This window comes from Candidatus Zymogenaceae bacterium, from assembly GCA_016931225.1.
GTDB lineage: Bacteria > Desulfobacterota > Zymogenia > Zymogenales > Zymogenaceae > JAFGFE01.
Map to the genome: position 1 here is coordinate 1 of JAFGFE010000036.1, position 13137 is coordinate 13137.

General features: G+C 52.0%; 13 protein-coding genes. 5 read left to right on the forward strand and 8 right to left on the reverse strand.

Annotation, left to right across the window (positions count from 1 at the left end; genetic code table 11):
* Positions 1–83: 83 nt before the first annotated feature.
* From JW885_14200 to JW885_14215, 4 genes are all read right to left on the reverse strand, one after another.
* Positions 84–1226 (reverse strand): PQQ-binding-like beta-propeller repeat protein, encoded by a 1143-nt coding sequence (locus JW885_14200; protein MBN1883316.1) that lies wholly within the window; start codon positions 1224–1226, stop codon positions 84–86.
* Between the two features lie 137 nt (positions 1227–1363).
* Positions 1364–1519 (reverse strand): hypothetical protein, encoded by a 156-nt coding sequence (locus JW885_14205; protein MBN1883317.1) that lies wholly within the window; start codon positions 1517–1519, stop codon positions 1364–1366.
* Positions 1520–1634: 115 nt separating this feature from the next.
* Entirely contained in the window at positions 1635–2804 is a 1170-nt protein-coding gene (locus tag JW885_14210) for a PQQ-binding-like beta-propeller repeat protein (GenBank protein ID MBN1883318.1), read from the reverse strand.
* A 146-nt stretch (positions 2805–2950) separates the two neighbouring features.
* On the reverse strand, positions 2951–3907 hold the full coding sequence (locus JW885_14215; GenBank protein ID MBN1883319.1) for a nitronate monooxygenase: 957 nt from the start codon (positions 3905–3907) through the stop codon (positions 2951–2953).
* A gap of 157 nt (positions 3908–4064) precedes the next feature.
* Here JW885_14215 and JW885_14220 point away from each other — a divergent pair, with 157 nt between their 5' ends.
* Together JW885_14220 and JW885_14225 are read left to right on the forward strand one after the other, a co-directional pair.
* Positions 4065–4862, forward strand: a complete 798-nt coding sequence (locus JW885_14220; GenBank protein ID MBN1883320.1) for a tetratricopeptide repeat protein — start codon at positions 4065–4067, stop codon at positions 4860–4862.
* A 105-nt stretch (positions 4863–4967) separates the two neighbouring features.
* Entirely contained in the window at positions 4968–6011 is a 1044-nt protein-coding gene (locus JW885_14225; GenBank protein MBN1883321.1) for a ketopantoate reductase family protein, read from the forward strand.
* Between the two features lie 19 nt (positions 6012–6030).
* Here JW885_14225 and JW885_14230 read toward each other — a convergent pair whose 3' ends face one another.
* Positions 6031–7179, reverse strand: a complete 1149-nt coding sequence (locus JW885_14230) for a Gfo/Idh/MocA family oxidoreductase (protein MBN1883322.1) — start codon at positions 7177–7179, stop codon at positions 6031–6033.
* A 199-nt stretch (positions 7180–7378) separates the two neighbouring features.
* Here JW885_14230 and JW885_14235 point away from each other — a divergent pair, with 199 nt between their 5' ends.
* Positions 7379–8446 carry a branched-chain amino acid aminotransferase gene (locus tag JW885_14235; protein MBN1883323.1) on the forward strand — a complete coding sequence of 356 codons (1068 nt, stop codon included), beginning with the start codon at positions 7379–7381 and terminating at the stop codon, positions 8444–8446.
* 91 nt (positions 8447–8537) lie between these two features.
* Here the strand turns inward: JW885_14235 and JW885_14240 are convergent, their stop codons facing one another.
* The 3 genes from JW885_14240 to JW885_14250 form a co-directional block, all read right to left on the reverse strand.
* Entirely contained in the window at positions 8538–9221 is a 684-nt protein-coding gene (locus tag JW885_14240; protein ID MBN1883324.1) for an acetoacetate decarboxylase family protein, read from the reverse strand.
* A gap of 647 nt (positions 9222–9868) precedes the next feature.
* The gene (locus JW885_14245; GenBank protein ID MBN1883325.1) at positions 9869–10438 is read right to left on the reverse strand and encodes a flavin reductase family protein; all 570 of its coding nucleotides are present in this window, start codon (positions 10436–10438) and stop codon (positions 9869–9871) included.
* A 78-nt stretch (positions 10439–10516) separates the two neighbouring features.
* Positions 10517–10996 (reverse strand): MarR family transcriptional regulator, encoded by a 480-nt coding sequence (locus JW885_14250; GenBank protein MBN1883326.1) that lies wholly within the window; start codon positions 10994–10996, stop codon positions 10517–10519.
* A 326-nt stretch (positions 10997–11322) separates the two neighbouring features.
* Here JW885_14250 and JW885_14255 point away from each other — a divergent pair, with 326 nt between their 5' ends.
* Positions 11323–11781, forward strand: coding sequence for a nuclear transport factor 2 family protein (locus tag JW885_14255; GenBank protein ID MBN1883327.1), 459 nt, complete (start codon positions 11323–11325; stop codon positions 11779–11781).
* Positions 11782–11963: 182 nt separating this feature from the next.
* The gene (rsgA, locus tag JW885_14260; GenBank protein ID MBN1883328.1) at positions 11964–13037 is read left to right on the forward strand and encodes a ribosome small subunit-dependent GTPase A; all 1074 of its coding nucleotides are present in this window, start codon (positions 11964–11966) and stop codon (positions 13035–13037) included.
* The last annotated feature ends 100 nt before the right edge of the window (positions 13038–13137 follow it).

Sequence of the window (13137 nt, forward strand, 5' to 3'; positions counted from 1 at the left end):
GTAGCCGAGGAAAGCGTAGCGTAGTATAGTAGAACCGTCTTGCAGGAAGGCAAACTGTCAACACAACTCGTGACTACCGCATATTATTGATTATTCCCATTGATCTCCAGAGCGTAAAGATATCCATCTTGACTCCCAAAGTAGATGACATCCTCCTCTACAATGATAGAGCTAAAAACCCGGCCTCCTGTTTTAAACCTCCAAAGCAATTCGCCATTATTTGCATTAAGAGCGTAGAGTTTATGATCATTGCACCCAACGTAAATAATGCCGTCAACCACCGTGGGAGGTGACATCGCGATACCTCTCATTTTGCATTTCCAAAATAGCTCACCAGTATCAATATCCAAAGCGTATAAATAGTCATCCACGCTACCAAAATAGATCACACCATCAAATACCGCTGGGGGAGTAGTCAATCTACCTAAATCCGCTTCGTATTTCCATTTTAACTCACCGCTTAAAGCATCAATGGCATAAAGATAGTCTTTTTCGGTCTTAAAATAATTCACACTAATATATACAATACCATCTGCTTCTGTTGCGGTATTTATTAAGCTTGTTTTCTTACTTTCCGTTTCCCACTTCAATTCAAGATTACCGGTAATAGTGTCAACAGCATAGAAATCCTCTTTTGTATAAAAATACACCATGCCATCTGAAACAGAAAGTATGGAACGTATAGATGCTTCATCTAATATAATGTCTACACGCCAAAGTGGTTCATGACTGTCCATATCAATGGCATAGAGGTAATAAAACGGGCTCGCCATATATACAACACCGTCAGCTATTGTAGGTTTGATATCATAATTATAAATGACTTCATTATCACCCAGATTAAAACGCCACATCAACTCACCATCCGTGCTATCAATGGCATACAAGAAATTCGTTTCGTAGCGATCACATCCGTACGAACAAAATCTCCCTACATACACAACGTCATCAGCCACTGAACAATTAGTAAAACCTTTCTCTTCATCATGATATTTCCATTTCAGTGTACCGTTATTTTTGTCAATTGCATACAGATCACCAGATGGATATGACGCATAGAGCACATCATCGACAATTTCAAAATAATGGTTATAAATAAGTCCTGTATCATAGGTCCATTTTATCGAGACAGGGCTGTTTCTTTCACATCCGATCAATAGAAAGACAATTGATAACAAAATGAATGCAGTCACATGGAACATTTTATATTTATATACGTTCCGCACGGACCCCTCCTTTGCACATCTATGATATTGCATTTCCTATTTCCGGCTTCGCACGTTTACGACAAGTACCTTCATCTCACAAAGCTGGAAAAGTATAAAATAATGTGCTAACTCAAATGAGTTATTTCAATACAGCATCACCCCAGCTTCGCCAGCTCGCCCACCAGCTTTTTCGCCCCGTCGATGATGTCGTCGATGACCTCTTTCGCGGTCTTGATGTCCATGATCATCCCGCCGATCCGGCCGCAGTAGACCATCCCCTCATTTATATCTTCCCAGACAGACCACTCCATAAACCACCTAACAATCGGCAAAACTATAACCACTATCACTCTATTCCTGTTTAAGTATACCGATATCTTTGTCTATATGATACAGATTTCCTTCCTCATTATTTTCATTTTCTCTTTACTCATCATGGTCTGTAAGTTCTTGACCATTGCTATTTATTTCAAGGGCGTAAAGATACCCATCAAAACTCCCAAAGTAGATGACATCGTCTTCAACAATGATTGAGGAACATACAGGACCTCCCGTCTTAAATCTCCAAAGTAACTTTCCAGTATCGGCATCAAAGGCGTAAAGTCTTTTATTCTTACATCCAACATAAAGTATATCATCAACCACTGTGGGAGTAGTCGCTGTGTGAGGTCTCCCTCTATATCTTATTCTTATTTTTTGTTTCCAAATCAATTTGCCGGTATCTGAATCCAACGCATACACATAAGAATTGTCACCTCCAAAGTAGATTACTCCATCAACTACATGAGGAAAATATATCCAACCCATTGCATCTTCTCTATATCTCCATTTCAATTTACCACTCTTCGCATCAATGGCATAAAGATAGCTTATTTCTTCACGACTAACAATATCATATACAGGTATGTACGCAACGCCGTCGGCTACCGTTGCGGAACTTATCATGCATTTCTTAGCCTCCCACTGAAATACTAAGTCACCAGTTGCAGCATCAACAGCATAAAAATATTTATCCGTATAAAAATATACCATGCCATCGGTAACTGAAGAAATGGAGCGTATATCAAAATATTTTGCATTAAAACGCCAGAGTAATTCATGTCTCTCCGCATCAATGGCATACAGGTTACATTGCGGGCCTGCAATATAAATAATATTGTGAGCTATTATGGGTTTGGTCTCGTAATAAACTACTTCATTACCACCCAAATTGTATCGCCACATCAGCTCACCATTTGTGCTATCAAAGGCATATAGATAATTCATTTCTGAGCGATCACGGCTCAAACAGCCAAATCTCACCAGATAGACCACATCATCTACTACTGAACAATCAGCAAAACCTCTCTCTTCATCATAATATTCCCATTTCAGCTTGCCGTTATGTTTATCTACGGCATACAGATTACCATCCGCATATGACGTATAGATCACATCATCGACAACTTCAAAATAATGAGTGAAATGATATCCTGTATCATAGGTCCATTTTATTGAGACAGGATTGGTTCTTTCACACCCTGTCAGCAGTATCGCAATTAACAACAAAGCAAACGAGATCACATAAGGTATTTTATATTTACATACATTCCGCATACACCCCTCCTTCGAAAATCCCTAGTATCGCGTTTTTCATTTCCAGCCTCGTATAAAAATAATAAGCGCCCTTATCACACGAAGCTGGGAACTACTATATTACGTTACATTGACGAGAAAAGCTTCTTCAACATTCTCACGTTCCCTCACCCCAACTTCGTCAGCTCTCCCACCAGCTTTTTTGCCCCATTGATGATATCGTCGATAACCTCTTTCGCGGTCTTGATGTCCGTGATCATCCCGCCGATCTGGCCGCAGTAGACCGTCCCCTCGTTCAGATCCCCCTCCACCGCCGCCTTCTGGGAGCGGCCCTCGCCGATGAGGTCGAACAGCTCCTCCTTCGTTGCGCCTTTCTTCTCCGCCTCGATGATGCGCTCGGCCAGGGGGTTTTTGACGCAACGGGTCGGGCCGATGGAGCGGGCGGTGATGACCGTCCCGGTGTCCGTCACGTTGACAATGGCGTTCTTGAAATTCTCGTGGGCCCTCGCCTCCACCGTGGCGGCGAACCGGGTGCCGATCTGCACCCCCGAGGCCCCCAGGGCCAGGGCGGCCACGAATCCCCGGGCGTCGGCTATCCCCCCGGCGGCCACCACCGGGATGTTCATGCCCTTCACCCGATCCACCACCTGGGGCACCAGCGCCATGGTGGTGATCTCGTCGAACCCGTCGTGCCCGCCGGCCTCGATGCCCTCGGCAACCAGGATGTCCACTCCCGCCTCGGCCCCCTTCCCCGCCAGCCCCGCCGACGGGGAGACGTGCATGACGGCGCACCCCTTGTCCTGCATCTTCTTGGTGAACCGCTTGGGACTTCCGGCGGAGGTGGAGATCGCCCTCGCCCCCCCGGCGATGGACACATCGATGAGCGCCTCCGCATCGGGACGAAGCAGCGGCACGTTCACCCCAAAGGGCTTGTCGGTCTTCTTTTTCAAAAGCTCGATCTCTCCCTCAAGCTCCTCGGGCATCATGCTCCCCGCCGCAAGGAGCCCCAGCCCCCCGGCGGCGGAGACGGCCCCGGCCAGCTCGTGATCGCATATCCACACCATGCCGCCCTGGATGATCGGGTACTCGATGCCCAGTATGTCGCACAGCCTCGTCCGAAACATAGATTCACCTCCCGGCAAAATTGATAACGATTATATCGCCCTGCAGTATACTTCCTTTAATCGCCTCAGTAAAGGCAAAACAGTTTTCTCTTGCCACAATAAAGCCCCTTCTGGTACTATGCCACCCAATCACTCCGCATCACAGAGAGGAATATCCATGCATATACGCAGCTTCAAAACGATTTTTGTTTTCACCTGTATACTCGCGCTTTGCGCCTCGGCCTGTCTCGGCGCCATGACCACCGATGAGCTCAAGGACCGGGTCATCGAGATCGAGGAGGCGTACCTGGACGGCTCGGTGGATCAGGTCATCACGAAATACGATCGCCTGAGCGAGGACAACCCGGACGACGCCGACTACCGGTATCTCCTCGGCATCGCGTACCTCTACAGTGAATTCGACCTTGAGGGCGCCACCTTCGACGCCGCGTTCGACGAGCTTTTCCGGGCCAAGGAGCTGAACCCGACGATGAAGCACGTCAACTACACCCTGGGATACATCTACTGGGCCCGGGGGGAGTTTGAGTCCGCCATCGAGGCGTACCGCGCCGAGATCGAGCTGGACCCGGAGGACGGCTGGAACTATTTCAACCTCGGCCAGGCCTATGAATCCCTCAAGGAGTGGGACAAGGCGAGAAGCCAGTATATCCTCGCGATCGACAAGGACCCCGCCATCGCCGACGCCTACAACAACCTGGGCGCCATCGAGCTGAACTGGAGGGGGGATTACTTCAGCGCCCTGGAGGCCTTCGAGAAGGCCCTGGCCTTGAGGCCCGAAGAAAAGCTCTACATGATCAACTACAACGAGGCCGTCAAGAAGCTCAAGTCCCTGAGAGATTCCCTGGACCAGGGGGAGGTGACCCTGCCGTCGGACCAGGTGGAGAAATTGAAGGACATGGAGCTCGAGGAACTTGAGATCGAGGGATATACCGATGCGGACGAGGGCACGGAATAACACAAAAGACAGACGACATGCCCCGGTATTTTGTGCTGTATCAACGGGACGGAGGAACATCCGTCCCGTTTCAGATTACCCGGATCAGGTGAGAAAACCGCCGCCATGAACCACATCGTCATATACGGCGCCGGCGCAATCGGCGCCACCGTGGGGGGGTGGCTCTATCCCCACCACCCGTCGGTGACGCTGCTTGCCCGGGGCGAACACGCCGAGAGGATGAAGAAAGACGGCCTGGTCGTCCGGCTGAGGGGAGAGAAGACCGACCCCCTCCCGATCAGGGCGCCGGTGATCACCGGCATGTACGAAGAGCCCGAGGCGAGTCTTTTGATCATCGCCGTGAAGAATTACGGTCTTGAGGCGGCGTGCCAGGAAATATCGGGCCTTTTGGGGAGTGACGTGACGGTCGTCGGCCTGCAGAACGGTGTGGAAAACCAGGAGATACTCCCGAAATACTTCGAGCGGGTCGTGTACGGCGTGGTCTGGTACAACGCGTGGATCGAGTCGCCCGGCGTGGCGTGTGCGAATAAAAAAGGGCCAATCGTCCTGGGGGTGACCACCGACGATCCCGAGGCGATCGCCCTCCGGGACGAGACGGCGGCGCTCCTTTCCCGGGGGATGGACATCGAGACCACCGACCGCCTTGTCGACGCCGTTCACAGTAAGCTTGTTCTGAACCTCACCAACGCCGTGCTGACCCTGGTGGGTCACGGGTTTCGGGAGATCGAGTCGACACGAACCCTCAAGCACATCATGACGGGGGCGCTCCTTGAGGGTATCGACATCGTGAAACGGGCGGGGTATTCGGAATATCAGTTCCCGAAAAACCCGGGCTGGGGACTCATGCGGCTCATCTCCCGGCTGCCGGAGTTCATCTCCGATATGCTGTTCAAAAAGAGCCTTCAATCCTTCGAGATCAACAGCATGGGGCAGGACGTCCTCCAGATCGGGCGCGCCGATACCGAGCTGGAATCCCTGACCGGCTACATCTTGGGCCTGGCGGACGATTTCGGCATTGCGGCACCTATCAACCGGACCGTCTATGAGCTGTGCAGGCGGGAGTTCGGCAAACCGATCTTCACCCCCATGAGCGAAGCGGCCGTCTGGGAGCTGATACAGGCGCGCATCGAGGAGGATGAGCGCTCATGATGCCTTTTGGTCCCACCCGTCACATCCCCAGCACCTCGTCCCTGGTAATCGCCCTCCCCTCATCCTGGGACCGATAGGCCGCCAGGGTCCAGAGCACCGCCTCCCGTGCGTCGTGGATGTTCGCCGCCCAGGGACCGCTGAACTCCCGCATGAGGGAATCGCCCCCCGTTATTCGATCGATGAAGTGGGTCATCTGGCGAAAATAGAGGGTGTTTCCCTTTCCCTGGGGGAGGGGTATGTTTCGATACCGGTCGAGGATGATGTTTCGGGGCCGATACACCTCAAGATGCATGGGATGATGGGTATATTCCTGGAAGGCCTCGAAGGAAATCTTGGCCCGCTCGCCGTAGATATGGCCCACCTCGAATCCCACCGGCCTTCCCATCACCAGGGTGCTCTTTTCCAGCACCGCCACAGCATTGTTTTCCAGGGTGAAGATCGCCGCCGCCAGGTCCTCGTGGGCCCGCGACTCGATAAACCGCCGGGTCCGGCACATGACGGACTCGATCTCCCCGAAGAAAAACCGCATCAGGTCGATGTAGTGGGGGGCGTGGTCGAACAGGTCCCCGCCGCCGGCCCGGGGGTCGAAATAGCGCCAGGTGCCGTATTTCTTTTCCAGATCGATGCCCCAGTCCTTCAGAAAATCGAGCCACTTCTTGAGCCGCCCGGCCCTGAAATCGGGGATGTAGTAGTGCCAGTAGACGCTCATCTGGTAGATGCGACCGAGGGCGTCGGCCTCCATCATCTCCCGAATCTTCTGGAAACCGGTCTCGAATCGTTTGGAGTGGCCGATCTGGACGATCGTCCCCGCCGACTCCGCCCTCTCGGCCTTCTGGGCCATCTTCCGGCAGTCGTCCGGGGTGGTCGCCAGCGGCTTCTCGCACAACACATGGACGCCCCGATCCAGCGCATCCTCCAGGTGCTCCCGATGGAGCCAGGGGGGAGACGCGATGACAACGGCGTCGAGCCGCTCCTTTTTCAGCATCTCCCGGTGATCTGTGTAGGCGTTCTCAACCCGGAATTTTTTCTGAAAGGAGAGACGGCCTTTATCGTCCGGGTCCGCAACGGCACGGATTACGGCCCTCCGATCCTTTTTAATCGCCGGACCGTGGCCCACCCGGGAGACCTGTCCGCATCCGATGATACCGATGGAAAGTCGCTCGGTCATGTGCACCCATCCACAAAAAAAGTATAAAGATATATATTGTGCATATCATTTCACAGCCGATATGTCTCTGTCAAAGGGAATGTGCGGGAAGTCTGTGAAAAATCACGTGCACATCACTTGGAAACTTGCTTTTTCCTCGAGAGTCGGCTATACTTCCAAAATTCGGCGACATTTTTTATTCGAGGTAAGGTGTTTCTTGATGGAATTGAAAATCACCCGCGTCTCCGATGACGCAAAGCGCTACAAGCCGAAACCTGAGGAAAAGGGCTTCGGGCTGTTTTATTCAGATCACATGTTTCTGATGGACTTTCGAGCGAACAAGGGCTGGAGCAACCCCCGCATCGAGCCGTATCGACCCTTCGAGATCGACCCCGCAGCCATGGTGCTCCACTACTCCCAGGGCGCATTCGAGGGACTCAAGGCCTACCCGACGAAGGACGGCAGGGTGCTGCTGTTTCGACCCGAGCTCAACATGCGGCGGATGTCGAGAACGCTGTCTCGCATCTGCATCCCAGAATTCGACGAGGAATTCCTCCTGGAATCCATCAGGGAGCTGGTCAAAATCGATAAAGACTGGATTCCCACGGGACAGGGCGAGTCTCTCTATGTCCGCCCCACGGTCATCGCCACGGAGCCGCACCTGGGCGTGCGTCCGGCAACGGAATACCTGTTCTACGTGATTACGTCTCCGGTGGGGGCGTACTATCCCGAGGGCTTTTCGCCGGTGAAAATCAAGGTGGAGGAAAACTACGTCCGATCCGCCGTGGGCGGACTGGGTGAGGCGAAGGCCTCCGCTAACTACGCGGCGAGCCTCCTGGCTGCGCAAGAGGCCGGCAAACAGGGCTGGACCCAGGTGCTGTGGCTGGACGCCGCCCAGCGCAAGTACGTGGAGGAGGTGGGCACCAGTAACATCTTTTTCGTCAAGGACGATGTCGTCATCACACCGAAGCTCACCGGCAGCATCCTTCCGGGCATCACCCGTCAATCGGTTTTGGAGCTCTGTCGGGAGTGGAATATCCCCACCGAAGAGCGGCAGATAGACATCAACGAGGTAACCGACGGCATCAATTCCGGATCGGTGACCGAGGTCTTCGGGACCGGTACGGCGGCCATCGTCTCGCCGGTTTCGGAGCTGTCATACAAGGGGAAAAGCCACATCCTGCCGGACCCGCAGCCCGGCCCGATATCGGTGCGGCTGTTCGAGGAGCTTTTGAGTGTACAGTACGGCGACAAGCCGGATACCCGGGGCTGGATCGTGGAGGTGTAAGGAAAACATCCATCTCCCTAAAAATAAAAAAGATGCGGGCGGCCCGAGGGCCGCCCGTTTATATTGGTCGGATGTTTTTTTTGGGGGATGCTCAATTCAGAAGACGATGGGAGATGGACGCGCCGCCCCAGAACTGGAAATAGACCCCGGGCCATAATCGCGTTTCGTCTATCAGCGGCGCCCAGTCCTTACCCGGATTGACGCTCACCCGGGCCGTTCCAGGAAGCGTCGGGGTTTCCTTGGTAATATTTTTCACCTGAAACCATGCCCTGACGGGGGTTGATCCCACCCGGGGCGGTCTGACCAGATGCAACACCTCCATTGGAGGCGCTGGGTTTTTGCATGCGGGCCGGTCGTGCTCGAATCGGGGATAGTCCCCGTCCGGCGACAGCTCAACGGCAAACATATCCCTTCCATTCGTCGCCACCCCTCCCCGCCAGATACCACTCACGGGCATAAACTCAATCGAGTCCACCCTTTTTTTCGGGAATCCGATATGTCGGCGCGCCATCGCGGCAAGACCACGTGTCACCGGCATGTCTAAAATGAACCATCCCTCATCATCTTTGAAACGGCTCCTCAATGCGACCGCCCCTTCCCGGTAGGACATCAAGAGGGGCCATGCGGCTATGTGTACATATTCGACGATCGACAGCGAAATCAGCGGCTCATCGGGCATGTCAAACACATCGGGGAGAAGTCCCCGATACAGCTTTCTGTCTGTGGGATCGATAACGGCGGAGATTCCATGGAATTTTTTAAATGTTCTTCTCATTTCCCTGGTGAACTGGTTATCTGTAGAATTAATACAACATTAAATATATAGAATATCACAGAGAAGCACGAACGGGTAAAAAAAATGACCGGCAATTTAAAAAGCCGGCACTGTTTTCAAAGAACCCAATGTTCCTGGGTGACATCCCTGAATCACGTCGAAAGGGATATGCGCTCAGGGTTTTTTGACGCTTTTCTTCCCCTTCCCGATCGGCCTCTGTCGTTCATCTGATTTCTTTATGTTCCACTTTCCATTCCCTGCCGCCGAAGCTTCATCGCCGGAGGAGGTGCCGGACCGGGAACATCATCGCCACGGAATGTGGAAACGCCGGCTCCATGGGATCTATCACGCCGGGGGGGTATCGACAGTGAAAGACCGTCTCCCCCGGAAGAAACGGGCCGTCGGCTAAAACAGCCGGGGAGTAAATGAACATGAGGGAAGGACCCCGGAGATAATTGAAGAGACGATATACCGCCAATGCCCGGGAATAGACGACATTCACCGCCAGAAGAATGGAACGAAGTATATTTGCCGGGGAAAACGGTGTTAATTCCCTCACTCCAAGGCCGCGAACATGAATGAAGAGAGTCGGGGAATTGGATTCATGATGATACTCCTTTATCTTCCAACTCGTTCGGTTTCCCCGCTCACTTCGTTTTATAGGACTTTCCGTCGTGCCACGCCTTTCCGATAATGTCTCCCAGGGAGTAAAATCGGTTATCAGGCATTGAAAGGAAAAAGGGATTCATTTTCTTCGCGTCCGGTTTGCCGTCTGTCAGAAACCGCTCTTCCGTCCACACCGCCTTGACCTCGCCGATATAGAATGTGTTGGTGGGAAGATCGACGGTGGTGTGAAGTTCGCACTCGAAGCTGAGGGGGCAGTCCGTGATCATCGGCGCCGCCTTCAGGTCTCCGTAAAAGACGTCGAAGAGCCCGGATTTGTCGACCTCTTCCGCAGATACCAGCCCGACGTAGTCCGTCGCTGCAACCATAAGGGCGTCCGGAACCCCTATGCTGAACTGGCCCGTCTCCCTGATTGCACCATGGGACGCATGACTCCGGTGCACACAGGCGCCCACCAGACACGGCTTGTGGTTGACCCTCGTGGTCCATCCAAGCGCCATGAAATTCGGCTTTCCATTGTACATGGTGCCCAGAATGGTTTGAAGCATTGGGGAGATGAATGCATTTGCCCCGATATTGACCTTGTTTGACATACAATAGCTCCTTTTGTCGCTGTTTTGGTATGTTATTTTCTTTATATTTTCAACATATCCTTGAGTTACGATTGATCTTTATATCCCACCCGTCAGTTTCTTATTGGCACCGTCGATCATCCTGGTCAGATCATTTCCAATCTCCACACCCAGAATGTCGGTATATCGTTTATAGAGGCTCGCCCACGCACGGCGTATGTCTGCGCATAGAATCCCGCCTCTTTTCGTGGGGAATAAAAGCACCAGACGTCCCTGCTCCCTCTTTTCCATGAACTCACGCGAGACCAGCGTGTCGACAAATCGGCTGACTGTGGATGGCGAAAGATTGAGAATGTGCGCCGCCTGCTTCTGAGAAATGCCGGGGTGCTCATTGGCTACCAGCAGCAGGAACGAATGGGATGGAGACAAACCCACCACCCCGAACTCCTCCTCGGCCATCCGGGTAATGATCCTGAAGAGCGTGCTGGAGGTAAAATAGAGGCAACTGTTGAGAAGATGCTGAATATAGGAGGTGTCGGATGCGTCTTTATTCAGCGTATAGCCGTCGGATTCGTTCATAGGATGGCCTCATTAGTTGTATGTACATACAAATATATATCCCATGAGCCGTTCCAAGTCAAGGATTTTATAATCAAGACATCGACCCGACCATGAAAATCGGTTGCATTCGATATTTATTTCTCCGAACGGGTTTGTTTCATTGTATCGTTTCACATCGACCACCTTCGGTGAAAGAACCGGGGCTTTTTGAATTGATTACCGGGGCGGCCCGTCGTAAAAACCCCCTTGTCCCCACAGTCATACCGGTGTATGGTATTAATGATGGACGGCTCGGCCGCCGCACTGAAAAGACACCGACTTCCTTTCCCCCACGGAGTGTTCTCATGATATCTGCAAAGGATATGCTTCGCGCCGAGATAGAAAGGATGATCGATACGGAGACCCGGGCCTGGGACGAACAGGACCCGGAGCTGTTGGTGTCGATCTTTCACGCGGACATGGTCTGGCCCTGGCCGCCGGACAATACCGCCCACGATCCCATGGCGTGGGTGTTCGTGCAGGGACGGTTCAACCGGGACCGGTGGCGGGATCGATGGCGGGAGCTGTTTGAAAATTATATACTGGTGCACAACCACAGGGAGACCCTCAGGATAGAGGTGTCGGCCGAGGGTGACGGGGCGTTTGCGGTGGTGGATGTGGACACCCTCTGGCGGCACAGGGAGACCGGCGATGCGCTTCACTGGAAGGGGCGCGCTGGGAAGGGATACACCCTGACCGAAGACGGCTGGAAGCTGATTTTCCACACCGGGCTTCTGATCTATCCCGATGAAATCGTCGCGTGAGGGCGGCGCCCCTCCCCTTCAACTCCGGACGATGAACCGCCGCCTCCCCTATCGGTGGGCGTTCGCGGTGGGTTGCGGCTCGTTCCGACGGCCTGAGGTAACAAGACTCACGAAGCGGTGCGCTGGCCCGATTCCGAGAAAGATTTCAAACATCGAGCACATAAGAAAAGCGGGAGTTCTCAATGGAAGGCACAGGTCTTGAAAAATTAGGGTATGGTGAATGGATTCAGGAAATTGCAGCCGAATACCTGAAAGACGACTTTTCCCTCGCACGAGTCATAGAGGTCAACAAGAACAGCTATATGGTGTCCGACGGCGAGCATGAGATGTTGGCGGAACTCTCCGGCAGATTCATGTTCAACGCGGAGGGTGTTACTGATTTTCCCACGGTCGGTGATTGGGTCACGATACAGGCTTTTGACGATTCCACATATGCAATCGTCCATTCCGTTCTGCCTCGTAAAACTCTGTTGAAGCGCAAAGAGCCCGGTAAACGAATAGATTTTCAGCTGATTGCCGCTAATATTGATTTCGGCTTGGTTATGCAATCCGCGAATCATCTCAATCTCAATTTGCTGGACAGGTATTTCGTTATGCTGCATGAAAGCGGAATTCAACCTATCGCTGTTTTCAGCAAAATCGACCTGGTATCCCCTTCAGAACTGGCGGTGCTGGACAACACACTGTCAAGGCTGAGAAACGAATATCTTCTTATCAGTAATATTACCGATGAGGGTGTAGAGGAATTGTCAAAGAGACTGATACCCGGCGAAACATATTGCCTATTGGGTAAATCAGGAGTGGGAAAGACATCATTGCTTAACAATCTCCTTGGCACAAAAGCATTCAGGGTTGATGAAGTACGAGAAAAAGACGGAAAAGGCAGGCATATCACGACCAGACGTCAACTGATATGTATTGATTCCGGCGGTATTATCATTGACACTCCGGGGATGAGAGAACTTGGGAATTTTGAAATTGAAGATGGACTGGATCAGACATTTGAAGAGTTTTCTTCGTATGCTCCAAAATGTTGTTTCAGAAATTGTACGCACACCCACGAAGATGGATGTGCAATAATCGAAGCCGTCAAAAATGGAGAGATCGAAAAAAGCAGATATAAGAACTATCTCAAAATCAGGAGAGAATCCGAATTCTATGAGATGTCATATCAGGAAAAGCGTACGAAGGATAAATCATTCGGGAAAATGATCAAGAACTATAAGAAAAATACGAGAAAGAATCAAATAGATTAATCAGCCGTTCTCATAATCGGACGGAATTCACACTTTAAGAAATATCCGACCCGTCGTCGACAGTTCAAAAAAGCGCACGGGTCGCATATATGCATGTATC

Excerpts from the sequence above, each read along its gene's own strand:
- JW885_14205 (MBN1883317.1), bottom strand. The coding sequence starts at position 1,519 with ATGGAGTGGTCTGTCTGGGAAGATATAAATGAGGGGATGGTCTACTGC.
- JW885_14210 (MBN1883318.1), bottom strand. The coding sequence starts at position 2,804 with ATGCGGAATGTATGTAAATATAAAATACCTTATGTGATCTCGTTTGCT.
- JW885_14215 (MBN1883319.1), bottom strand. The coding sequence starts at position 3,907 with ATGTTTCGGACGAGGCTGTGCGACATACTGGGCATCGAGTACCCGATC.
- JW885_14220 (MBN1883320.1), top strand. The coding sequence starts at position 4,065 with ATGCATATACGCAGCTTCAAAACGATTTTTGTTTTCACCTGTATACTC.
- JW885_14225 (MBN1883321.1), top strand. The coding sequence starts at position 4,968 with ATGAACCACATCGTCATATACGGCGCCGGCGCAATCGGCGCCACCGTG.
- JW885_14230 (MBN1883322.1), bottom strand. The coding sequence starts at position 7,179 with ATGACCGAGCGACTTTCCATCGGTATCATCGGATGCGGACAGGTCTCC.
- JW885_14235 (MBN1883323.1), top strand. The coding sequence starts at position 7,379 with ATGGAATTGAAAATCACCCGCGTCTCCGATGACGCAAAGCGCTACAAG.
- JW885_14240 (MBN1883324.1), bottom strand. The coding sequence starts at position 9,221 with ATGAGAAGAACATTTAAAAAATTCCATGGAATCTCCGCCGTTATCGAT.
- JW885_14245 (MBN1883325.1), bottom strand. The coding sequence starts at position 10,438 with ATGTCAAACAAGGTCAATATCGGGGCAAATGCATTCATCTCCCCAATG.
- JW885_14250 (MBN1883326.1), bottom strand. The coding sequence starts at position 10,996 with ATGAACGAATCCGACGGCTATACGCTGAATAAAGACGCATCCGACACC.
- JW885_14255 (MBN1883327.1), top strand. The coding sequence starts at position 11,323 with ATGATATCTGCAAAGGATATGCTTCGCGCCGAGATAGAAAGGATGATC.
- rsgA (MBN1883328.1), top strand. The coding sequence starts at position 11,964 with ATGGAAGGCACAGGTCTTGAAAAATTAGGGTATGGTGAATGGATTCAG.